Source organism: Amycolatopsis sp. La24 (assembly GCF_029087445.1).
In the GTDB taxonomy this organism is placed as follows: Bacteria; Actinomycetota; Actinomycetes; order Mycobacteriales; family Pseudonocardiaceae; genus Amycolatopsis; species Amycolatopsis nivea.
In genome coordinates this window covers 73404-95521 of record NZ_JARACH010000022.1, presented here as the reverse complement: position 1 = coordinate 95521, position 22118 = coordinate 73404, and the positions used below count along the sequence as shown (strand labels likewise).

At 70.1% G+C, this 22118-nt stretch carries 20 protein-coding genes; 18 read left to right on the top strand and 2 right to left on the bottom strand.

The window, feature by feature from the left end:
- Positions 1-208: 208 nt before the first annotated feature.
- Together PUT80_RS21905 and PUT80_RS21900 are read right to left on the bottom strand one after the other, a co-directional pair.
- Positions 209-1336: a glycerate kinase gene (locus PUT80_RS21905; RefSeq protein ID WP_037810173.1), complete on the bottom strand. Its 1128-nt coding sequence runs from the start codon at positions 1334-1336 to the stop codon at positions 209-211.
- Positions 1333-2280 (bottom strand): D-glycerate dehydrogenase, encoded by a 948-nt coding sequence (locus PUT80_RS21900; RefSeq protein ID WP_037810175.1) that lies wholly within the window; start codon positions 2278-2280, stop codon positions 1333-1335. The genes PUT80_RS21905 and PUT80_RS21900 overlap by 4 nt, the downstream gene beginning before the upstream one ends.
- A gap of 433 nt (positions 2281-2713) precedes the next feature.
- Between PUT80_RS21900 and PUT80_RS21895 the strand changes: the two genes are divergently transcribed.
- The 18 genes from PUT80_RS21895 to PUT80_RS21810 all read left to right on the top strand — a co-directional run bounded on the left by PUT80_RS21895 (position 2714) and on the right by PUT80_RS21810 (position 21683).
- Positions 2714-3523, top strand: a complete 810-nt coding sequence (locus PUT80_RS21895; RefSeq protein ID WP_037810177.1) for a CoA transferase subunit A — start codon at positions 2714-2716, stop codon at positions 3521-3523.
- A complete protein-coding gene (locus PUT80_RS21890) occupies positions 3520-4275 on the top strand; it encodes a CoA-transferase subunit beta (protein ID WP_043833033.1) in 756 nt (251 codons plus the stop codon). Before PUT80_RS21895 ends, PUT80_RS21890 begins: the two co-directional genes overlap by 4 nt.
- Positions 4272-5453 (top strand): thiolase family protein, encoded by a 1182-nt coding sequence (locus tag PUT80_RS21885; RefSeq protein WP_037810180.1) that lies wholly within the window; start codon positions 4272-4274, stop codon positions 5451-5453. The genes PUT80_RS21890 and PUT80_RS21885 overlap by 4 nt, the downstream gene beginning before the upstream one ends.
- A gap of 15 nt (positions 5454-5468) precedes the next feature.
- On the top strand, positions 5469-6203 hold the full coding sequence (pcaH, locus tag PUT80_RS21880; protein ID WP_037810181.1) for a protocatechuate 3,4-dioxygenase subunit beta: 735 nt from the start codon (positions 5469-5471) through the stop codon (positions 6201-6203).
- A complete protein-coding gene (gene pcaG / locus PUT80_RS21875) occupies positions 6200-6751 on the top strand; it encodes a protocatechuate 3,4-dioxygenase subunit alpha (protein ID WP_037810182.1) in 552 nt (183 codons plus the stop codon). The genes pcaH and pcaG overlap by 4 nt, the downstream gene beginning before the upstream one ends.
- A gap of 29 nt (positions 6752-6780) precedes the next feature.
- Positions 6781-7560, top strand: a complete 780-nt coding sequence (gene pcaD / locus PUT80_RS21870; RefSeq protein ID WP_037810184.1) for a 3-oxoadipate enol-lactonase — start codon at positions 6781-6783, stop codon at positions 7558-7560.
- The gene (pcaC, locus tag PUT80_RS21865; RefSeq protein ID WP_037810186.1) at positions 7557-7958 is read left to right on the top strand and encodes a 4-carboxymuconolactone decarboxylase; all 402 of its coding nucleotides are present in this window, start codon (positions 7557-7559) and stop codon (positions 7956-7958) included. The genes pcaD and pcaC overlap by 4 nt, the downstream gene beginning before the upstream one ends.
- Before the next feature lie 10 nt (positions 7959-7968).
- Positions 7969-8775 (top strand): IclR family transcriptional regulator C-terminal domain-containing protein, encoded by an 807-nt coding sequence (locus PUT80_RS21860; RefSeq protein ID WP_037810187.1) that lies wholly within the window; start codon positions 7969-7971, stop codon positions 8773-8775.
- A 9-nt stretch (positions 8776-8784) separates the two neighbouring features.
- On the top strand, positions 8785-9375 hold the full coding sequence (locus tag PUT80_RS21855) for a nucleotidyltransferase family protein (RefSeq protein WP_275293285.1): 591 nt from the start codon (positions 8785-8787) through the stop codon (positions 9373-9375).
- A gap of 137 nt (positions 9376-9512) precedes the next feature.
- On the top strand, positions 9513-10391 hold the full coding sequence (locus PUT80_RS21850) for a MoxR family ATPase (RefSeq protein ID WP_051172312.1): 879 nt from the start codon (positions 9513-9515) through the stop codon (positions 10389-10391).
- 913 nt (positions 10392-11304) lie between these two features.
- Positions 11305-12420 (top strand): VWA domain-containing protein, encoded by a 1116-nt coding sequence (locus PUT80_RS21845; RefSeq protein WP_134727876.1) that lies wholly within the window; start codon positions 11305-11307, stop codon positions 12418-12420.
- Positions 12413-13525 carry an XdhC/CoxI family protein gene (locus tag PUT80_RS21840; protein ID WP_037810189.1) on the top strand — a complete coding sequence of 371 codons (1113 nt, stop codon included), beginning with the start codon at positions 12413-12415 and terminating at the stop codon, positions 13523-13525. The genes PUT80_RS21845 and PUT80_RS21840 overlap by 8 nt, the downstream gene beginning before the upstream one ends.
- A gap of 978 nt (positions 13526-14503) precedes the next feature.
- Positions 14504-15028, top strand: a complete 525-nt coding sequence (locus PUT80_RS21835; RefSeq protein WP_134665451.1) for a (2Fe-2S)-binding protein — start codon at positions 14504-14506, stop codon at positions 15026-15028.
- The gene (locus PUT80_RS21830) at positions 15028-17466 is read left to right on the top strand and encodes a molybdopterin cofactor-binding domain-containing protein (protein ID WP_134665449.1); all 2439 of its coding nucleotides are present in this window, start codon (positions 15028-15030) and stop codon (positions 17464-17466) included. Before PUT80_RS21835 ends, PUT80_RS21830 begins: the two co-directional genes overlap by 1 nt.
- Positions 17463-18317: a xanthine dehydrogenase family protein subunit M gene (locus PUT80_RS21825; RefSeq protein WP_037810193.1), complete on the top strand. Its 855-nt coding sequence runs from the start codon at positions 17463-17465 to the stop codon at positions 18315-18317. The genes PUT80_RS21830 and PUT80_RS21825 overlap by 4 nt, the downstream gene beginning before the upstream one ends.
- 134 nt (positions 18318-18451) lie before the next feature.
- Positions 18452-19153: an SRPBCC family protein gene (locus PUT80_RS21820; RefSeq protein WP_037810194.1), complete on the top strand. Its 702-nt coding sequence runs from the start codon at positions 18452-18454 to the stop codon at positions 19151-19153.
- Positions 19154-19374: 221 nt separating this feature from the next.
- Entirely contained in the window at positions 19375-20589 is a 1215-nt protein-coding gene (locus PUT80_RS21815) for a GGDEF domain-containing protein (RefSeq protein WP_037810195.1), read from the top strand.
- Between the two features lie 38 nt (positions 20590-20627).
- On the top strand, positions 20628-21683 hold the full coding sequence (locus tag PUT80_RS21810) for an NAD(P)-binding domain-containing protein (RefSeq protein ID WP_275293284.1): 1056 nt from the start codon (positions 20628-20630) through the stop codon (positions 21681-21683).
- Positions 21684-22118: the final 435 nt, after the last annotated feature.

Below are 22118 nucleotides of genomic sequence, written 5' to 3'. Positions count from 1 at the left end.
CACGGGGGTCGGCGCGGCGGTGTCCGTCCGCTGATCCCGTGTGCCGCTCGCCGGCGCCTCCGGAGGTCTCAGGACGTCCGGGGCCGGTGAGTTGATTCATGGCCGATCCCTGGGCGGTGCTGCCGCCCAAGAGGCGGGTTGTCCAGACGGCGGGGTGGCTGCGTTGTTGTGTGGAACGCTCCCGCGGCTTGATCGCGGGGGCGTTCTGCTACGTAGTGCGCAGCCAGTCCCGCACTAGCACTCCGGCCCGTTCGCGCAGCAGTTCCGCGGCGTGCGAGCGGGCGTAGTCCAGCGACGGCGCGTGGTCGATCAGCGCGCTGCTGCCCACGACTCCCAAGCCGGCCAGCGCGTCCGCGTCCAGCTGGATCCGTCCGGCGAGCACCAGAAGCGGGACGCCCGTCTGCCCCGCGCGAGCCGCGATGCCTGCCGGGGCCTTGCCGGACAGCGACTGTTCGTCCAGCGAGCCCTCCCCGGTGATCACCAGGTCAGCACCGGTCAGCGCGGTGTCGACGCCGGTCAACGCGGCGATCAGATCGAAGCCGGACTCGACCGTCGCACCGAACCCCGCGATCGCTCCCGCCGCGACACCTCCGCCGGCCCCGGCTCCGGGCAGGTCGGAGACGTCCGGTGCGCCAGCCTGCACAAGCGCCCTAGACCAGTGGGACAGGCTTTCGTCCAGCGTGCGGACGTCGTCCGGCGCCGCACCTTTTTGCGGACCGAACACGGCCGCCGCCCCGTTCGCGCCGAGCAGCGGATTCGTCACGTCCGTCGCGACTGCGACCGGCACTGCGCCCAGCCGCTCCCGCACCGGGCCCAAGTCGACGCGCGCGACTTGCGCCAGCGACCCGCCGCCGAGACCAACCGGCGCACCGGACGCGTCGAGGACCTCGGCACCCAGCGCAGCCAGCATCCCGGCACCGCCGTCGGTGCTCGCGGTGCCGCCGACGGTCAGCACGAGCCGCCGCGCTCCGCGGGCGAGGGCGTCGTTCAGCAGCTCGCCGACGCCCCACGTGTGCGCGGCCAGTGCGACTTCCCGGCTCGGCGTCACGAACTCGATCCCGCACGCCCGCGCCGATTCGACGTAGGCCGTGCCGTCGAGCAGCACGTACCGGGCGTCGACCGGTTCGGCCAGCGGACCGCGCACCGACAACCGCACCATGGAGCCGCCCGCGTTCTCGAGGACCTCCAGCGTCCCTTCGCCGCCGTCGGCGACTGGGCACGCGGAGATCTCGGCATCCGGCAACGCATCGCGTACGCCGTGCGCGATCGCTTCCGTCACCTCGACCGCGGTCAGGCTTCCTTTGAACTTGTCCGGTGCGATCACGACCCGGGTCATCGGCCCACCTCCGTCAGCGGATCGGCACCGGCGAGCACCGAGACGACGTTGCGTGCGGCCAGCACCGCCATCGCCGTACGTGTCTCCACCGTCGCCGAGCCGAGGTGCGGCGTGAGCACCACGTCGTCGCGCTCCAGCAACCGAGGCTCGACGTCCGGTTCCTTTTCGAACACGTCCAACGCCGCGCCCGCGATCTCTCCGGCCGCGAGCGCGTCGGCCAGCGCCGACTCGTCAACGACCGGACCGCGAGTGGTGTTCACCAGGTACGCACTCGGTTTCATAGCCCGCAAGGCATCCGCGTCGACAAGGTGTCGGGTCTCGGGAGTCAGCGGACAGTGCAGCGACACGAAGTCGGAACGCCGCAGCAGTTCGTCGAACGACACGAACTCGCCGTCGAAGTCCGGTTTCGCCGACCGTCCGGAGTAGACGACCCGCATCCCGAACGCCGCCGCCCGCTTCGCCACCGCGCGGCCGATCTGCCCGAGCCCGACGATGCCGAGCGTCTTGCCCTGCAGTCCGGACCCGAGCAGGAAGCCGAGGTGGAACGACCACGGCTGCCGCGCGCGCAGCAAACGTTCGCCTTCGCCGAGCCGCCGCGAGACGGCCAGCAGCAATCCGAACGCGAGATCCGCGGTGGCGTCGGTGAGCACGCCCGGCGTGTTGGTGACCACGACCCCGCGCTCGGCCAGTGCACTGACCTCCACGTTGTCGTAGCCCACCGCGACGTTCGCGACGACCTTCAGTCCGGGACCCGCCGCGTCAGCGACTGAGCCGTCGATCCGGTCGTGCAGCATCGACACCACTGCGGCCGATCCGGCGACGAACTTCCGCAGTTCCTCGGGCGTGAGCGGCCGGTCCTCCGGCGAGATTTCGACTTCGCCTGCTTCGCCGAGCACCTGCACGGCCTCGTCCGGGATCCAGCGGGTGACAGCGATCTTCGGCATGCCGAGCAGCCTAATGCCGACCGTGCCGCCCGAGCGAGGTTCGCGGCGCGCTCACCGCCGGACACCCGCCTGAGCTGCGACGGAGCGTCCAACCGCGACAGAACGCCACTGACGCCGGCAGGGCCCGAATTCCGCATTGCGGTACCACGCAACGAAATCCCGGTCTGCCGACGGCCGCGCCGCCCTGTGCCGCCGCGAAACCCGTTCGCCGGCTCCTAGCGCACCGTGTTGTCTTATCGCATCACCTCTCTTCCCTCGCAGTTCGCAAAACCTCGCGTCGTCTTGTGCCGTCTCTCCGGACGTCCGCTTCACCCTTTGGCACTCCCGCGGGCGGCCGGATCGTGCTATGTTCTCATGTAGAACTTCTGTGCGCTATGCGAACACGCTAGCACGGAACGGCAGAAGCAGGAAGATCCAGACGGAAGGGCTCGTGATGGCAAGGGTGCTGTCGCTCGGCGAGGCGATCGCCGAGCTGGTGCACGACGGAGACACCGTCGCTCTCGAGGGCTTCACGCACCTCATTCCCGTGGCGGCCGGGCACGAGATCATCCGTCAGGGCAGGCGGAACCTCACGCTCGTGCGGATGACGCCGGACATCGTCTACGACCAGCTCATCGGCGCGGGCTGTGCGAGCAAGCTGATCTTCTCGTGGGGCGGAAACCCCGGGGTCGGCTCGCTGCACCGGTTCCGCGACGCCGTGCAGCACTCGTGGCCGGTGCCGCTGGAGATCGAGGAGCACAGCCACGCGGGCATGGCGAACCGTTATGTCGCAGGCGCTTCCGGGCTTCCGTTCGCGGTGCTGCGCGGGTACACCGGCACCGATCTGTCCGCGCAAACGGACACGATCAAGCCGATCACCTGCCCGTTCACCGGCGAGCAGCTCACCGCGGTGCCCGCGCTGAACCCGGACGTCACGATCGTGCACGCGCAGCGCGCCGACCGGGCGGGCAACGTCCAGCTGTGGGGCATCGCAGGTGTGCAGAAGGAAGCGGTGCTCGCGGCGAAGCGGTCGCTGGTCACCGTGGAAGAGGTCGTCGACGAGCTGGAGCCCCGGCCGGGCGCGCTGGTCCTTCCGTCCTGGGCGGTCACCGCGGTGGCCGAGGTGCCGCGCGGCGCGGCGCCGTCGTACGCCGCTGGGTACTACGAGCGGGACAACGCGGCGTACCAGGCGTGGGACGAGATCGGGCGGGACCGAGAGGAATTCGCCCAGTGGCTGAACGATCTGACCGGGGTGAAGGCATGAGCGAGTACACCGCCGACGAGATGATGAGCATCGCCGCGGCCCGCGCGCTCGGCGAGGGCATGTCGTGCTTCGTCGGGATCGGATTGCCCAGCACGGCGGCGAACCTGGCCCGGCGCACGCACGCCCCGAACCTCACGCTGATCTACGAATCGGGTTGTCTCGGCGCGAAACCCAGCAGGCTGCCGCTGTCGATCGGCGACGGCGAGCTGGCCGACACCGCCGACGCGGTGGTCAGCGTGCCCGAGGTGTTCAACTACTGGCTGCAGCCCGGCCGGATCGACGTCGGGTTCCTCGGCGCCGCGCAGCTCGACAAGTTCGGCAACATCAACACCACGGTCATCGGTTCCGACTACCACGATCCGAAGGTGCGCCTTCCCGGTGCGGGCGGGGCGCCGGAGATCGCCGCGTCCTGCAAGGAAGTGTTCGTCGTGCTGCGTCAAAGCAAGCGGACGTTCGTGGACAAGGTCGACTTCGTGACGTCGTTCGGCCATGGCTCCGGGCGCGGCGACCGCGAACGGCTCGGCCTGCGCGGAGCGGGGCCGACGCTCGTGGTCACCGACCTCGGCCTCATGCGGCCCGACCCGGACACCGCGGAGCTCACGCTCACCGAACTGCACCCCGGGGTCGAGCTAGACCAGGTCGTGGAAGCGACGGGGTGGACACTGAAGACGGCCGCGGACCTCAAGACCACCCCCGCGCCCACCGAACGCGAACTGACCCTGCTCCGCGAACTGAAGAAGGCCGGCGAATGAGCGACGCTTACGTACTCGACGCGATCCGCACTCCCTTCGGGCGCTACGGCGGCGCTCTCTCCGGAGTGCGTCCTGACGACCTGGCCGCGGGTGTCCTGCGCGCGCTGGCCGAGCGCAACGGGCTCGATCCGTCCACTGTGGACGAGGTCGTGCTCGGCGACGCCAACGGGGCGGGCGAGGACAACCGCAACGTGGCGCGGATGGCCGCGCTTCTCGCCGGCTGGCCGACGTCGGTGCCAGGTGCGACGGTGAACCGGCTGTGCGGGTCCGGAGTCGAGGCGACCATGCAGGCGAGCCGGGCGATCCAGGTCGGCGACGCTTCGCTGGTGGTCGCGGGCGGCGTCGAATCGATGAGCCGCTCGCCGCTGGTGATGCCGAAGCCGGACAAGGCTTTCCCGGCCGGCAACCAGACGTTGTACAACACGGCACTCGGCTGGCGGATGGTCAACCCGGCGATGCCGTCGCAGTGGACCGTTTCCCTCGGCGAGTCCACGGAACTGCTCGCCGAGCGCTATGGCATCGGCCGCGACGAGCAGGACGCGTTCGCCGCGCGCAGCCACGTGAACGCCGCACGGGCGTGGGACGAGGGCTTCTACGACGACCACGTGGTCCCGGTCGAAGGTGTAGAGCTGACCCGGGACGAGGGTATCCGGCCGGATTCCTCGCCCGAGAAGCTCGCGAAGCTGAAAACCGTGTTCCGCAAAGAAAACGGCACCGTCACGGCGGGCAACGCGTCACCGCTGAACGATGGTGCGTCGGCGTTGCTGCTCGGCGACGCGGCCGCGGCCGAGCGGCTCGGCAAGACGCCGCTGGCCCGCATCGCCGGGCGCGGCGCCGCGGGGGTCGACCCGGACGTGTTCGGCATCGGCCCGGTGCGCGCGGCGGAGATCGCGCTCGAACGGGCGGGCATCGGCTGGGACGACCTCGCCGCGGTAGAACTCAACGAGGCGTTCGCGGCGCAATCGCTGGCCTGCCTGAAAGAATGGTCGAAGCTGGACCCGGAGATCGTCAACGTCAACGGCGGGGCCATCGCGATCGGGCACCCGCTCGGCGCGTCCGGCGGCCGGATCATCGGCACGCTGGCGCATCAGCTCCGCCGCACCGGCGGCCGCTGGGGCCTCGCGGCGATCTGCATCGGCGTCGGCCAGGGTCTCGCTGTCGTGCTCGAGAATCGCTGAGAAAGGGGAGGCATCGTGGCCACACCGACCGAGCGTCGCCTGCCGCAGTACCGGCCCGATCCGGAGGGCACCCACCCGCCGCTCGACTACGCGCCGTACCGCTCCACCGCGCTGCGGCATCCGAAGCAGCCGCTGGTCCTGCTGCCGCAGATGCTCACCGAGGTGACCGGTCCGCTGCTCGGCCCGGGACGGCTCGGCGAACTCGACAACGACCTCACCCGCCAGCACGAGGGCGAGCCGCAGGGCCAGCGGATCATCGTCACCGGCAGGCTTCTCGACGGCGACGGGCGGCCGATCCGCAACTCGCTCGTGGAGATCTGGCAGGCCAACGCGGGCGGCCGCTACCGGCACACCGGCGACCGCTGGCCGTCCCCGCTCGACCCGAACTTCGACGGGCTCGGCCGCACGCTGACCGACGACGACGGGCGCTACGAGTTCACCACCATCAAGCCCGGCGCGTACCCGTGGAAGAACCACGACAACGCCTGGCGTCCCGCGCACATCCACTTCTCGGTGTTCGGCTCGGCGTTCACCCAGCGGCTCGTCACGCAGATGTACTTCCCGGACGATCCGCTGTTCTCGCAGGACCCGATCTTCAACTCCATTCCGGACGAGAAGGCGCGGCAGCGGATGATCTCCCGGTTCGACCTCGACCGCACCGAGGAGGAATGGGCGCTGGCGTTCCAGTTCGACATCGTGGTGCGCGGGCGGGAACAGTCGGTGTTCGAGGACGAGGAGGAGGACGAGTGAGGCTGGAAGGCACGCCTTCGCAGACCGTCGGGCCGTACCTGTCCATCGGGCTGCCGTGGGACGACGGGCCGTTCGTGGTCCCGGAAGGCACCGAAGGCGCGGTGTGGATCCGCGGCGGGGTGTACGACGGCGCGGGCAACCCGGTTCCCGACGCGATGATCGAGACGTGGCAGGCCGATCCGGACGGCGGGTTCGACCACCCCGACGACCCGCGCGGCAAGCCCGCCGGTGCGTTTCGCGGATTCGGTCGGTGCCCCACCGACGAGCAGGGCCAGTACCGGATCCTGACGCTGCTGCCCGGGGTCGTGCCGGACGAGTCCGGGGCTCCGCAGGCGCGGCACATCGACGTGTCGGTGTTTGCTCGCGGGCTGCTGAACCGGGTCGTCACGCGGGTGTACTTCGACGACCAGGACAACGCCGGCGACGCCGTGCTGGCGAGCGTTCCCGAGGAACGGCGGGACACGTTGCTGGCTAAGAAGGACGGTTCCGGCTACCGGTTCGACGTGCATTTGCAAGGCGAAGGCGAGACGGTGTTCTTCGCGGTCTGACCGGCCGTGTCCATTGTGGAGGTTCAAGCGTGAGCAGTGTCCGGGTGCACCGGGTCGTCGAAGGCCCGGCGGCGGGTCCGGTGGTGGTGTTCTCCAACTCGATCGGCAGCGACCACCGGATGTGGGAGCCGCAGATCGCGCCGTTGACCGAACGCGGATTCCGCGTGGTCCGGTACGACACGCGGGGCCACGGGTCGTCGCCAGTGCCGCCGGGGCCGTACGACCTGGCCGATCTGGGCGGCGACGTGCTGGGGTTGCTTGACGACCTCGGTGTCGAGCGCGCGCATTTCGTCGGCCTATCGCTCGGCGGGATGACCGGGATGTGGCTCGGTATCAACGCCGCCGAGCGGTTGTCGAGCCTCACGTTGTGCTGCACGTCAGCGCTGCTCGGGCCGCCCGAAATGTGGGCCGATCGCGCTCGGCTCGTGCGGGCCGAGGGCACCGGGGCAGTCGCGGAAGCCAGTGTCGGGCGCTGGGTCACGCCGGGCTACGCGCAGGCGCATCCGGACCAGGTCGCGTACCTGCGGGAGATGGTCGCGGCTCAGCCCGACGAGGGATACGCCGGATGCTGCGAGGTGATCGAGCAGATGGACCTCACCGGCGACCTGCCGAAGGTCTCCGTCCCGACGCTGGTGATCGCCGGTGCGGACGATCCGTCGACGCCCGCCGAGCCGCACGGTCGGGTCATCGCGGACGGGATCCCCGCCGCCCGGCTCGAGGTCGTCGCCTCCGCCGCGCACCTGGGCAGCTACGAGCAGCCGGAGGAATTCACCCGGCTGATCCTCGAACGGATCACGGAGGAGCAGTGACCGGAGACCGCTACGAGGCGGGCATGCGGGTGCGCCGCGAGGTGCTCGGCGACGACCATGTCGACCGGGCGGTCGCGCGGACGACCGAGTTCAGCAAGCCGTTCCAGGAGTACATCACCGAGGCGGCGTGGGGTTCGGTGTGGACGCGGGACGGCCTCGACCGGCGGACCCGCAGTTGCATCACGCTGGCCGCGCTCACCGCGCTGCACTGCCACGACGAACTGGCGATGCACGTCCGCGCGGCGGTGCGCAACGGGCTCACCGCGGACGAGATCCGCGAAGTTCTGCTGCACACCGGCGTGTACGCGGGGGTTCCAGCGGCGAACACGGCGATCGGGATCGCCCAGCGCGTCCTCGCGGAGCTGGGAGAACCCACCGCTCAGCCGCCGGCCGGATAGGGTTCGCCGCATGGAATCCGACGACCAGGCCGAACGCGGTGCGCACCACGTGCAGTCGCTGGAACGCGGACTGGCGGTGATCAAGGCGTTCAGCGCCGAGGCGCCGCATCCGACGCTCAGCGACGTCGCGCGCGTCACCGGATTGACCCGCGCGGCCGCGCGCCGGTTCCTGCTGACGCTCGTGGACCTCGGCTACGTCCGCACCGACGGCAAGTACTTCTCGCTCACCGCGCGCGTGCTGGAGCTCGGCTACGCGTATCTGTCCAGCCTCAGCCTGGCCGAGATCTCGCAACCGCACCTGGAGCGGCTCTCGGCGGAGGTCCACGAGTCGAGTTCGGTGTCGGTGCTGGAGATCGCCGACATCGTGTACGTCGCGCGCGTCGCGGTGTCGCGGATCATGACGGTGAGCATCAACGTCGGCACGCGGTTCCCCGCGCACGCCACGTCGATGGGGCACGTGCTGCTCGCCGACATGGACCGGACCGAACTCAACACCTACTTCGTCGTCGCCGACCTCGACCGGTTGACCCCGCACACGCTCACCCACCGCACCGCGCTCGAAGCCGAGCTGGCCAAGGTCCGGGAGCAGGGCTGGGCGATGGTCGACCAGGAGCTCGAAGAAGGCCTGCGCTCGGTCGCCGCGCCGATCCGCAACCGGGCGGGCCGCGCGGTCGCCGCGGTGAACATCTCGACGCACGCGAGCCGGACGCCGGTGGAGACCGTCCGGACCGAGTTCGTTCCGCCGTTGCTCGAGACCGCGGCTGCCATTTCGGCGGAGCTCGCCGCGGTCGCGCCCGGGCGAGCGATCAAAGGCTGAGGAGCGCCGATGCCGGAACCGGTTGCCGGATTGCTGCTCGCCGCCGGGGCGGGGCGGCGATTCGGCGGGCCCAAAGCGCTGGTCGAGTACGACGGGGAGCCGCTGGTCCAGCGGGCGGTCCGGAACCTGGCCGAGGCCGGATGCACCTCGGTGCGGGTGGTCGTCGGTGCGTCGGCTGAGCAGGTCCGGGAGCTGCTGCCACCGGAGGTCACTGCGGTGTCCGCGGCGCGGTGGCAGGACGGGATGGGCGAGTCGCTGAAAGCCGGGCTCGAGTCGTTGGCGGGGGAGCCGTCGGCGGCCGTGCTCGTGCACCTGGTGGATCTGCCGTGGGTACCGGCGGCGGCGCTCGCGCGGATCGTCGGGGAGGCTTCCGAGGACGCCGTCGTCCGGGCCGCGTACCAGGGGGTTCCGGGACATCCGGTGCTGTTCGGGCGGCGTTGGTGGGGAGAGATCGCGGAGTCGGCGCACGGTGACCACGGGGCGCGGGACTGGTTGCGCGGGCGCGGCGACGTGCGGCTTGTCGAGTGCGGTGACCTCGGGAGCGGCAGCGATGTCGATCGGCCTGGGGACCTGGCCGGGCCTGGCGCGGAGCGGCGATGAACAGTGCCGGTGCGATCGGGTGCCGGGCTGCGTTGGGTCGCTGACGGAGCTTGTCTGGTCAGGACCGCGTGCGTCATGAGCCGCTGAGCGACGCGGTGAACGGCGAACTGGGCGGTCTCGGATCTACGATCGGGGGCGTGACAGAGTCCCTCGCCTCGCCCGACGCGCTCGCGGCCGCCCTCGACACCACCGGTTACCTCGCCGACGAGGGGCTGGCCACCGCGGGATTTCTCGCGACGCAGATGCAGCGGCCGCTCTTCTGCGAAGGCGAGCCCGGCACCGGGAAGACCTCGCTGGCGCTTGCCTTGTCCGAGGCGTTGAAGTGGCCGTTGGTGCGGCTTCAGTGCCACGAGGGCATCGACGCCGCGCAGGCGCTTTACGAATGGGACTTCCCTCGTCAGCTGCTGCACCTGCGTGCGCTCGAAGCGGCAGACGGCGGACGGCTCGACGCGGAAACTGCCGAGCGTTCGCTGTACACGGAGCGTTTCCTGCTTGCGCGGCCGTTGCTGCAGGCGCTCACCACGACACCGTGTGTGCTGCTGGTGGACGAGATCGATCGCGCGGACGATGAGTTCGAGGCGTTCCTCCTGCAGTTGCTTGACGAGTACACCGTCACGATCCCGGAGTACGGCGAGGTTCGGGCGGAGCAGCCGCCGCTGGTCGTGCTGACGTCGAACCGGACTCGCGAGGTGCACGACGCGCTCAAGCGCCGGTGCCTCTACCACTGGCTCGAACACCCGGACCTGGCTCGGGAGATCAGCATCCTGCGCCGCCGGCTGCCGGGGATCGGCGAGACGCTCGCCCGGCAGATCGCCGACGCGGTGCACCGGCTGCGGGCGATGGACCTCCTCAAACCGCCCGGGGTCGCCGAATCTCTCGACTGGGCAAGGGCTTTGCTCGCGCTCCAGCGCGACGAACTGGACGCCGCGACGGCCGCGCGGACTCTCGGTGCGGTGCTCAAGTACAGCGAGGATCTCGACCGGGTGCGGGCGAAGCTGGACACGCTGTTCTCTTGAGTTTTTGTCTACTGTGGACGGTCAAGTAATTCCGTTGCGGCGGGGTGCGGGATCGGGCATGCTTGGAGCATCACTGGATGACTTCGCCGACTTCATTGATGAGTGCCTGATCTTGTGACTGCGACTGTGCCGGAAGGAGGGCTCGTGACCGACTTCGTCCGGACTGCCCTCCCGGCTGTCCGCTGAGTTCCCGTTCTTTCCTGAAGGTTCCGCGCGCCCGCCTTGCGCTACCGAGGCTGGCCGCTGCGCGCAACCACGGCTCGCGCACGCTGTCCCGGAGGCGGGACGGCGTGCGCGGCCGCCCTTCGTTGCCGCCGTGCGCGGCGCGGAGGTGGCTAGCGGGCGGAAACGTCGACAAGCCTTGGCTCCGTATGGGCTTGGCCGACTGGCGCGGGATGTCTGCGGGCTTGGGGCGGGCGAAATTGGGCTGGCGACGGTTCAGCTGGATGGAGCGGTGTGCGGGTCGCGCGGAGCGGCGAGTTGGCGCAAGCCGGAACATCTGCGGGGCCGACGCGGTTCAACCTGGAATGGCGCTGCGGAGGAACACTGGCGAGCTGGAGCAGCTCAAGCCGGGACCTTGGCGTGCCCAAGAACCCGCCCCAGAACCTTCGAGTGGCCGAGCGCTTGCCCCAGAACGTTCGCGCGGGCGAGAACTCGGCCAAGAACTTGCCCAAGAGCCTCTGAGTGAATCGGAACTCGGCCAAGAGCCGCCGCGCGGCCGGGAGCCCGGCCAAGAACTCGATCAAGAACCGTTGCGCGCCAAGACCGCGGCTGACAACTCGCAGCCCGCAGCCGGACGACCGCGGCTCCGGGCGGCTGAACCGGTCGCCGCCGGAGTGAGTGGAGGGCGTCCGAACCAGGCAGGATCGGCTGTCGCGGCGCGGTTTTCGGGGGTGGGGTCACAATGGGGGACATGAGCACCGAAGTCGCTGACCCGCTTGCTGGCTATGCGGGGTTCGCGGCGGCATTGCGGGAGGCGGGCGTCGCCTGTGACGCGCGGCGGGTGCAGGCTTACCTGGCCGCGGTCGCGGAGGTCGATGTCGCCCGGCCGACACAGTTGTACTGGGTTGGGCGGTTGACGCTCTGCTCCGACCCCGACGATCTGCCTCGGTACGAGGAAGCGTTCGCGCGGTGGTTCGAAGGCGATGACAGTCCGAAGGCGACGTCGGGGACTCCGGTGCGGAAGCAAGCCCGGATCGCTCCGCTGGTCGCGGCGGCCGGGGACGGGGGCAGCGCCGAGGAATCGCACGACACGCTGCGGGTCGCGGCTAGCGATCACGAGGTTCTCCGGCATCGGGATCTCGCCGAGTTGACCAAAGCTGAGCGGGCGCACTTGCGGGAATTGCTCGCGACGTTGCGTCCGGTACTGCCTCGGCGGCGGGCGGCGCGGCGGGCGCCTGCGCATCGTGGTGCGCTTGACCCCGCGCGGACTCTGCGGGCGATGCTTGCGTCCGGTGGTGAGCCAGTGCGGCTGGCGCATCATCGAAGGGGGACGCGGGCGCGGAAGGTCGTCTTGCTGATCGACGTTTCCGGCTCGATGAGCCCGTATGCCGACGCGTTGCTGCGGTTCGCGCACGTCGTCGCGCGGGCTGCTCCGATGTCGGTCGAGGTGTTTACGCTGGGTACTCGGATGACGCGAGTGTCCCGGCAGCTTCGGCAGCGCGATCCGGAGCAGGCGATGCTCGCGGCCGGTACCGCGGTGCCCGATTTCGCTGGTGGGACACGGCTTGGCGAGACGCTGCGGGTGTTTCTCGACCGGTGGGGACAGCGCGGGTTCGCGCGACGCGCGGTAGTCACCGTGTTCTCCGACGGGTGGGAGCGCGGCGACGTCAGCCTGCTGGCCGAGCAGCTCGGCAGGCTGCGCCGGCTCGCGCACGCCGTATTCTGGGTGAATCCGCACGCAGGGCACGAGGGTTATGCTCCGGTCCAATCCGGCATCGTGGCCGCCCTGCCGCACATCGACCGCTTGCTGGCCGGGCACAGCCTGGCGACGTTGGAACGACTCCTCGGGGAGATTGCCGATGCGTGACGTACTGGACGACGTGTACCGCCGCTGGCAGGCGGGCGAAACGGTCGGGCTCGGCACGGTGGTGGCGACGTTTTCGTCGGCCCCGCGGGCACCGGGTGCGTCGATGATGGTCGCGCCGGACGGCACGGTCGTCGGGAGCGTGTCCGGCGGCTGCGTCGAAGGCGCGGTGTACGAGCTGGCCAACGAGGTCGTCGCCGAGCGGAAGCCGGTGTTGCAGCGCTACGGCGTCAGCGACGACGACGCCTTCGCGGTCGGGCTGACCTGCGGCGGGATCATCGACATCTACGTCGAGCCGGTGGACCGCGAATCGATGCCGGAGCTGGAGCGCGTCGTCGAATCGGTGCGCAGTGGCGAGCCGGTCGCGGTCGTCACGATCGTGGAGCACGAGACGCCGGGGCTGGTCGGCGAGCACATGATTGTGTGGCCGGATCGGGTCGAGGGGTCCCTTGGCTCGTCCCGGATGGACGATGCCGTCGCGGACGACGCGCGCGGGCTTCTTGCCGCCGGACGCACCGGGACTCTCCATTACGGACCCGACGGGCAGCGGCGCGGCGAGGGCATGGCTGTTTTCGTGAATTCCTTCGAGCCGCCGCCGCGACTGCTGGTGTTCGGGGCTATCGATTTCGCCGCCGCAATGGCACGGATGGGTGCTTATCTCGGGTATCAGGTGACGGTCTGCGACGCGCGTCCGGTGTTCGCGACCAGCAGCCGGTTCCCGGAGGCGCACGACGTGGTCGTCGACTGGCCGCACCGTTACCTGAAGGCCGAGGCCGACGCGGGCCGGATCGACGCGCGGACGGCGATCGCGGTCCTGACGCACGATCCGAAGTTCGACGTGCCGCTGCTGGAGGTCGCGCTGCGGCTCGACGTCGGGTACGTCGGCGCGATGGGTTCGCGCAAGACGCACGACGACCGGTTCGCGCGGCTTCGCGAGGCGGGGATCACCGAGGGCGAGCTGGAACGCCTGTCGTCGCCGATCGGCCTCGACCTCGGCGCGCGCACGCCGGAGGAGACGGCGGTGTCGATCGCGGCGGAGATCATCGCGCTGCGCTGGAGCGGCACCGGGCGGCGGCTGGCGGCGTTGAGCGGGCGGATTCACAGCTGACCTGGCTGGTGGCCTGGGAAGCTGGGGAAGTGTTGCGGCGGGGCTTGGCGGCTGGTGGCGTTGAGCAGGCGGATTCCTAGCCGACCTGGCTGGTGGCCTGGGAGGTTGGGGAACTGTCGCGGCGGGCTTGGCGGCTGGCGGTGTTGGGCGGGCGGATTCCTAGCTGACTTGGCTGGTGAGCTGGGAGGCCGGGCAAGCGTTTGCGGTGGCTGGTGCGGGCGGGCATGCGGGGCTTCCGGCGGTGCTGCCTGGCCGGACTTTGGTGCCTGACGGCGCTGTGCACGCAGTTGACGCGGCAGGTGATTCCGGGGTCGGGATGTAGCAGCGGGGCCGCAACAGGCCGGATGCGCAGCCGACGCGGCAGTTGCTGCGAGGACCCGGCAGCAGGTGTACCGCAGTTGGGCGACCCGCAGGGCGAACCATCCGGACCGAGGCTTGGCACTGTGCGAGGCGACCCGGAGTGGCGCATCCCCGGCGGCTGCGGGCAGCAGCCGCTAGTCATGCAGCAGCAAAGGCGAGAAGCATGCCTGGGCACCCAGACAACGCGCCAGATGCTGTGAGAACCCGGCCGCAGGTGCATCGAGGACGCAGCTAGCCGAAAACGCGGCACCACGCCGAACCGCCCAGGCCGAGACCCCCACAGCCCTGCCACGACGCACCCGCCAGGCAGTGCGATCCGCGAGGAAAACCCCGTCCAGCAACGAAACCCGGTGAACCCCCGACTCGAAACCGCGGCCCCTCGGGAAGATCCGCCGCTCGAAAAATCACCCGTCCGGCTTCACGCATCTGCGCCTCCAAAAACGCGAAAAACCCGCATCTGCGGAACCGTCAGGGCGACGTGCGACATCAGGACTTGTCCGCGCGCGAAAGGCGTAGCACGCTCCCCTGTGAGGCCGATCACGATCGCGCCTTGGCCGTTCCCGAACCGGCCCGCCGCCTCCGCCGGGGCTGGCGGGCATTTGCACTTGGAGGCCTTTGATGCGCATCACCGTCACTGTCGACGGCACGAAATACACCGATGACGTCGAGCCGCGCACCCTGCTCGTCCACTACTTACGGGAACGCGTCGGGAAGGTGGGCACCGTCGTCGGGTGCGACACCAGCAACTGCGGCGCGTGCACCGTCCATCTCGACGGGCACAGCGTGAAATCCTGTTCCGTCCTCGCCGTGCAGGCTGACGGATGCGAGGTCACCACCGTCGAGGGGCTGGCTCGCGACGGTCAACTGCACCCGGTCCAGCAGGCTTTCCACGACAACCACGCCCTGCAGTGCGGGTTCTGCACGCCGGGCATGATCATGCAGTCGATCGACCTGCTGGCGGACAATCCGGACCCGGACGAGCAGGCCGTTCGCGAGGGGCTCGAGGGCAATCTTTGCCGCTGCACCGGCTACCAGAACATCGTGAAGGCGGTGCGCGACGCCGCGAAGCACATGAGTCCCGGCGCGGGGCCCGACGCCGAGAAGATCGATCAACCCAACCACGTCGGCGTGGGTGGTGAATGATGACTGCCACGATCGAGCCTGAGGTAGGAAAGTCCCGGCGTCGCAAGGAAGACGAGCGGCTGATCACCGGGCGCACCCGGTGGACGGACAACATCGCGTTGCCGGGGATGCTGCATCTCGCGGTGCTGCGGAGTCCGCTGGCGCACGCCAAGATCGTTTCGATCGACACGTCCGCGGCCAAGGAATCCGCTGGTGTCGTCGCCGTTTACACCGCCGCCGACCTCGATCCCGAGGGTGCCATCGGCATGCCGTGCGCGTGGCCGATCACGCCGGACATGGCTGCGCCGCGGCGTCCGGTGCTGGCCTCGGACCGGGTGAATTTCGCCGGCGAGGGCGTGGCGGTGGTGGTCGCTCGATCGGCCGCGGAGGCGCATGACGCGCTCGAGGCGATCGAGGTCGAGTACGAAGACCTGCCGCCGGTCCTCGACCTGGAAGCGGCGCTCGCCGAAGACGCGCCGCTCGTGCACGAGGAACTGGGCAGCAACAAGAACGCCTTCTGGGTGTTCGACTCGGCCGAGGCCGGGACCGGCGGGAACGTCGAGGAAGCACTGTCTTCTTCGGAGGTCGTGCTGAAACGGCGGTTCCGCCAGCAGCGGCTGGTGCCCGCGTTCATGGAGCCGCGCGCGTGCGTGGTCGACCCGACCGGCGCGCAGCTGACCATGTGGTCGGCCACCCAGGTGCCGCACATCCTGCGCGTGATGTCCGCGCTGACGCTCGGCATCCCCGAGCACAAGCTGCGCGTGATCGCGCCGGACGTCGGCGGCGGGTTCGGCGGCAAGATCGGCGTGCTACCCGAGGAAATGATGACCGTGCTGGTCGCGAACAAGCTCGGCAAGCCGGTGAAGTGGAACGAATCCCGGTCCGAGACGATGCTCGCCGCGCACCACGGCCGCGACCAGATCCAGGACATCACGATCTCGGCGAAGGCCGACGGGACGGTCACCGGGCTCAAGGTCGAACTGCTCGCCAACCTCGGCGCGTACAACGGCCTGGTCGGGCCGGGCGTGCCGATCCTCGGCGCGTTCATGTTCAACGCGATCTACAAGATCCCGGCCTACCACTTCGCCTGCACCAACGTGTTCACCACGACCACGCTCACCGACGCCTACCGCGGCGCGGGCCGTCCGGAGGCGACGTTCGCGATCGAGCGGATCATGGACGAGCTGGCCGACGAGCTGGGCATGGACCCGGTGGAGCTGCGCGAAAAGAACTGGATCAAGCACGAGGAATTCCCGTTCACCACGGTCTGCGGGCTCACCTACGACTCCGGCAACTACGAGGCCGCGACCGAGAAGGCGAAGGAACTCTTCGGCTACGACGCGCTGCGCCGCGAGCAGAAGGAGCGCCGCGAGGCGAACGACCCGGTGCAACTCGGCATCGGGATCTCGACGTTCACCGAGATGTGCGGGCTCGCGCCGTCGCGGGTGCTGGGTTCGCTCGACTACGGCGCCGGCGGCTGGGAGTACGCGTCGCTGCGGATGTTGCCGACCGGCAAGGTCGAGGTCACCACGGGTGCGTCGGCGCACGGTCAGGGGCACGAGACGGCGTGGAGCCAGATCGTGGCCGACCAGCTCGGGGTGTCCTTCGAGGACGTCGAGGTGCTGCACGGCGACACGCAGTCCTCGCACAAGGGCCTCGACACCTACGGTTCGCGTTCGCTGGTCGTCGGCGGTATCGCGATCGTGAAGGCGGCGGAGAAGGTGGTCGCGAAGGCGAAGCCGATCGCCGCGCATCTGCTGGAGTGCTCCGAGGACGACCTCGAGTTCTCCGGCGGCAAGTTCACCGTGAAGGGCACGGATTCGTCGACGACGATCCAGGACATCGCGCTCGCCGTGTTCGCCGCGCACAACCTGCCGGACGGCGTCGAACCGTCGCTCGATTCCGACGCCACCTTCGACCCGGAGAACTTCTCCTTCCCGCACGGCACCCACTTGTGCGCGGCCGAAGTGGACACTGAAACGGGCCAGGTGAAACTGCGTTCGTACGTCTGCGTGGACGACGTCGGCAAGGTGGTCAACCCGCTGATCGTGGAAGGGCAGGTCCACGGTGGGCTCGCGCAGGGCATCGCGCAGGCGCTGTTCGAGGAGGCCGTGCACGACGAGAGCGGCACGCTCACCACCGGCACGTTCGCCGACTATCTGCTGCCCTCGGCGGCTGACCTGCCGTCGTTCACCACGGACCGCACGGAAACGCCGTCGACCACGAACCCGTTGGGAGCCAAGGGAGTCGGCGAAGCGGGCACGATCGCCTCGACGCCGGCGGTGGTCAACGCGGTGGTCGACGCGGTGCGCCAGTTCGGGGTGAACGACATCGAAATGCCGCTCACGCCGATGCGCGTGTGGAACGCGGTGCGCCACGGCACCGCCAATGCCGGCGGACCCGGCGGCGAGGCCGGCGGCGGCCTCGGTTCGATCGACGCCTCCGGAGGTGCCCAGTGATCCCGGCTCCGTTCGACTACGTCGCTCCGTCCACGGTGGACGAAGCCGTGCAGGCGCTCGCCGCGGCGGGCGAGGACGCCAAGGTGCTGGCGGGCGGGCAAAGCCTGCTGCCGGTGCTGCGGATGCGCCTGGCCGCGCCGACCACGCTGGTCGACCTCGGGAAAGTCGCCGAAATGCGCGGAGTGCGCGAGGACGGCGACGCGCTCGTGGTCGGGGCGATGACGACGCATTACGAGGTCCAGCGCGACCCGTTGATCGCCGAGCACGCCGCGCTGGTGAAGGAGGCGACCGACACGGTCGCGGATCCGCAGGTGCGGCACCGCGGCACGTTCGGCGGCGCGATCGCGCACGCGGACCCGGCGGGCGACCTGCTGGCCCCGGTGCTCGCGCTGGACGGCGAGCTGGTGCTGGCCGGGCCGAACGGGCGGCGCACGGTGTCCGCGGCGGAGTTCTTCCAGGACTACTTCACCACCGCGCTGGCCCCGGACGAACTGCTCGTCGAGGTGCGGCTGCCCAAGCACACCGGCTGGCGGGCGCACTACGAGAAATTCAACCGGGTCGCCCAGGCCTGGTCGATGTGCGCGGTGGCGGCCACCGTGCGCACCGAGGGCGGCGTGATCGAGGAAGCCCGGGTGGCGCTCACCAACATGGGCGCGACCCCCGTCCGGGCGACCGGCGTGGAGCAGGCGTTGCTCGGCGCGCAGGCCAACGCGGACACGATCCGGGCGGCCGCCGCGCACGCGGCCGAGGGCACCAACCCGGTCGCGGACGGCAATTCCGACGTCGAATACCGCCAGCACCTCGCGCGGGTGCTGACCGGGCGTGCCGTCGCGGCGGCGGTGGGCGCCTGAGCTGACCGGGACGTGAAGGACTCCTTGGGGGACTCTGATTCCCCCAAGGAGTCCTTCACGGACCGCTTCGCGGGAGACGGCCGTAAGGTGGACGGCAACGGCTCGAAGCAGTGTGCAGGAGAGGAGGTCGGCCCGTGCGGCTCGACCACGAATTCACCGTCCCCGCCCCGATCGGGGAGGTCTGGCAGGCCGTCATCGACCCGGAGCGCGTCGCCCCGTGCATGCCGGGCGCCTCGCTCACCAAGGTGGAGGGGGACACCTTCGCGGGCACGGTGAAGGTCAAGCTGGGGCCGATTTCGCTGCTGTACAAGGGAACCGGCGAGTTCCTGGAGAAGGACGAGGCGGCGCGCAAGGTCGTCATCAAGGCGTCCGGCAAGGACTCCCGCGGCGGCGGAACGGCGGCCGCGACGGTCACCCTCACGCTCACCGAGCGCGACGGCGGCACGCATGGCGCGGTGGCCACCGACCTGGCGATCACCGGACGTCCGGCGCAGTTCGGGCGCGGCCTGATCTCCGAGGTGGGCGGCAAGATCCTCGACACCTTCGCGGGGAACCTCGCGGCGTCGCTGGAGACCCCCGCCGAAGAGGCGCCTGCGGCGAAGCCGGAGGAGAAGGCCGAAGAGAAGCCTGCGGAAAAGCCCGCGGCCGAGCCGGTCGCTGACGAGAAACCGCATCTGCGGAGCGTTCCGGCGGGCGGTTCGACCGGCGAGACCGAGGCGATCGACCTGCTCGACTACGCGGGCCAGTCCGTCGCGAAGCGGCTGGCTCCGGTGGCCGCGGGCGCGGTCGTGCTGCTGATCGTGCTGGCCATCGTGCGGAAGCTGCGCCGCCGCTGACCCAGCCCGGAAGTTGCCCGCCCGCTCTACCCAGAGCGTGCCCGGTGGGCAGTTCGCGAAGGAGTTTTCGCTCGGTTCGGCTAGCTGCGGAGCGGACCCGCTACCCTGGGCAACTTCCGTAGGCCGAATTTCGCGTGGGGGCGCCCGTGACCCAGGCACCTGTCCCCATCGGGGTGCGCGGCGCGGTGACGTCCTGGAGAGGCTGGCCGCCGCGCTGGGCGATGTGGGCGGTCGCGCGGCGGCGATGGATCGGCTACGCGATGGCGTGCGAGGCCCTCGCCGTGGCTCTCACGGCGACGGGCCTCGCGACCGGGTTCGGCGGGCCGGTGCAGTTCAGTTCGTTCGGCGTCCTCGTCGGGTTGGGCATCGCGCAGGCCGAGATGTCGCGCCGGATCGAGCGGCTGCGACGGTGGATGAGCGGCCAGACGCACATCAACGTCACGTCCGTCTGGTACCTCGCCGGCGCGTTCCTGCTTCCGCCGGCGTGGGTCGCGTTGCTGGCGTTGGTGCTGTACCTGCATCTGTGGCTGCGAGTGTGGCGACATGTGCGTACGCGGCCCGCACATCGCTTCGCGGCCAGTACCGCGTGGGCGATGCTGTCGTGCTTCGCGGCATCTGCGGTGTTGACCATCGGCGGTCTGGATCAAGCACGGCTCGACACCGCGTACGGCGTCCTCGCGCTCGTACTGGCAGCAGCCGCCTTTGAACTGGTGAACGTCGTGCTCGTAGCGACGGGCATCTACCTGTACACGAACAGCCGCTCGCCCGCCGACCTCATCGGCACCTGGGAGGACAACGCCTTCGAGCTCGCGACGCTGTGTCTCGGCGGGCTCGCTGCGCTGGCGTTCGTCCATCAGCCGGTGCTGGTGGTGTTCGTGCTGCCGCCGTTGCTGTTGCTGCACCGCTATCTCCTGCTGAAGCAGCAGTTGCAGGTGGCGGTCGTGACCGACGAGAAGACCGGGCTGCTCAACACCGCGGGCTGGCACGAGCTGGCGACCCGGGAATTCACCCGGGCCCGGCGGCGCGGGACCGGCAGCGGGTTCGCCGTGCTGATGATCGATCTCGATCACTTCAAGCGCATCAACGACACGTACGGGCACCTCACCGGCGACGAGGTGCTGGCCGCGGTGGCCGTGGCGATCGAGGCTTCGGTGCGGCAAAGCGACACCGTCGGCCGGTTCGGCGGCGAGGAATTCGTGGTCCTGCTGCCCGCGACCGGCGGCACCGACGTGCTCGGGATCGCCGAACGGGTGCGGGTCGCGGTGGGGGAGCTGACCGTCGCGGTGGGAGGTCCGCTGCGGATCAGCGGACTCTCCGTGTCCGTCGGGGTCGCGTGTTATCCGCAGGCGGGCAACACGCTCGACGAGGTGCTCCGGTCGGCCGACGCCGCGCTGTACCGGGCAAAAGACGGCGGCCGGAACCGGGTCGCGGTCTGAGCCGGAAATACCGGGCGCGGGCAATTGTTGAACGTTGTATGAGCACTGCGGATCACGAGACCGACGTCGTGGTGATCGGGGCCGGGCAGGCCGGCTTGTCGGCGGCGTATCACCTGCGCCGGGCCGGGTTCGCGAACGAACGCGGGTTCGTTGTGCTCGACCACGGCAAACGCGCGGGCGGGGCGTGGCAGTACCGGTGGCCGTCGCTGGTGGTCGGGAAGGTGCACGGGGTCCACGACCTGCCGGGCATAGCGTTCGGGACCCCGGATCCGGCGCGCCCGGCGAGCGAGGCTGTGTCGGAGTGCTTCGGGCGCTTCGAGAAGACGTATGACCTGCCGGTGCATCGCCCGGTCGACGTGACCGCGGTGCGGCGCGCGGGGGAGCGGCTGGTGGTCGAATCGCCTGCGGAGACGTGGGCGGCGCGCGCGGTGATCAGCGCGACCGGGACGTGGGACCGGCCGTTCTGGCCGCGTTATCCCGGCACCTTCGCCGGACGGCAGCTGCACACGGCGGACTACCGCGGCGCGGAGGAATTTCGCGGCCGGCGCGTGGTGGTCGTGGGCGGCGGGACGTCGGCGGTGCAGTTGCTGATGGAGATCGGTCCGGTCGCCCGTTCGACGGTGTGGGTGACGCGGCGTCCGCCGGTGTGGCGCGAGGAGGAGTTCAGCGAGGACTGGGGACGGATGGCGGTGGCGAAGGTCGACCAGCGGGTGCGGGCCGGGCTGCCGCCGGAGAGCGTCGTGAGCGTGACGGACCTGCCGGTGACGCCGCAGGTGCTCGCGGGCCGGGCGGCGGGATATCTGGACCGGCGGCCGATGTTCTCGCGCTTGGTCGCCGACGGCGTCGTCTGGGAGGACGGCAGTTTCGAGCCCGCGGACATGATCCTGTGGGCGACCGGGTTCCGGGCTTCGATCGACCACCTGGCTCCGCTGCATCTGCGGACTCCCGGCGGAGGGATCCGGATGGACGGGACTCGCGTGGTCGCGGAACCGCGGTTGCATCTGGTCGGGTACGGGCCTTCGGCGAGCACGGTGGGGGCGAACCGGGCCGGACGCGCCGCGGTGCAGGAAGTGCGGCGGCTGCTCCAGCACTGAGGTCCGTGAAGGGCTCATTGAGGGAATCTAGGTACGTGAGGGGCTCCTTCACGGCGTGCGGGAGGGCCGTGAGGGCCACCCTGAGGGAATCAGAGTCAATGCCAGGAACTTAAGCCGCGTCGCCCCGCTGCCCGGCGCACAGGACGCGCCGGGCGAGGCGAACGTACGTGAGGGCCACCCTGAGGGAATCTGATTCCCTGAGGGTTCCCCTCACGTACGTTCACCGGGGTCACACGGGCCCGGGCAGCCACGCCTCAACCGCACCCGCAACCTCGCCTTAAGTTCCTGGCAGGGGGAATCAGAGTCAATGAGGGTGGCCCTCACGGCAGGCTCGGCGGCATGCGATGCGCAGGCGGCGCAGCGGGCGGGTTTCCTCCAGATTTGCGTCCCGCAAGGAGTCCTTCACGGCACTTCCCCGGACGGGCGCGGGTGTTC

Coding starts and splice junctions, on each gene's coding strand:
- PUT80_RS21905 (WP_037810173.1), bottom strand. CDS start 1,336: ATGACCCGGGTCGTGATCGCACCGGACAAGTTCAAAGGAAGCCTGACC.
- PUT80_RS21900 (WP_037810175.1), bottom strand. CDS start 2,280: ATGCCGAAGATCGCTGTCACCCGCTGGATCCCGGACGAGGCCGTGCAG.
- PUT80_RS21895 (WP_037810177.1), top strand. CDS start 2,714: ATGGCAAGGGTGCTGTCGCTCGGCGAGGCGATCGCCGAGCTGGTGCAC.
- PUT80_RS21890 (WP_043833033.1), top strand. CDS start 3,520: ATGAGCGAGTACACCGCCGACGAGATGATGAGCATCGCCGCGGCCCGC.
- PUT80_RS21885 (WP_037810180.1), top strand. CDS start 4,272: ATGAGCGACGCTTACGTACTCGACGCGATCCGCACTCCCTTCGGGCGC.
- PUT80_RS21860 (WP_037810187.1), top strand. CDS start 7,969: ATGGAATCCGACGACCAGGCCGAACGCGGTGCGCACCACGTGCAGTCG.
- PUT80_RS21855 (WP_275293285.1), top strand. CDS start 8,785: ATGCCGGAACCGGTTGCCGGATTGCTGCTCGCCGCCGGGGCGGGGCGG.
- PUT80_RS21845 (WP_134727876.1), top strand. CDS start 11,305: ATGAGCACCGAAGTCGCTGACCCGCTTGCTGGCTATGCGGGGTTCGCG.
- PUT80_RS21840 (WP_037810189.1), top strand. CDS start 12,413: ATGCGTGACGTACTGGACGACGTGTACCGCCGCTGGCAGGCGGGCGAA.
- PUT80_RS21835 (WP_134665451.1), top strand. CDS start 14,504: ATGCGCATCACCGTCACTGTCGACGGCACGAAATACACCGATGACGTC.
- PUT80_RS21830 (WP_134665449.1), top strand. CDS start 15,028: ATGACTGCCACGATCGAGCCTGAGGTAGGAAAGTCCCGGCGTCGCAAG.
- PUT80_RS21815 (WP_037810195.1), top strand. CDS start 19,375: ATGTGGGCGGTCGCGCGGCGGCGATGGATCGGCTACGCGATGGCGTGC.
- PUT80_RS21810 (WP_275293284.1), top strand. CDS start 20,628: ATGAGCACTGCGGATCACGAGACCGACGTCGTGGTGATCGGGGCCGGG.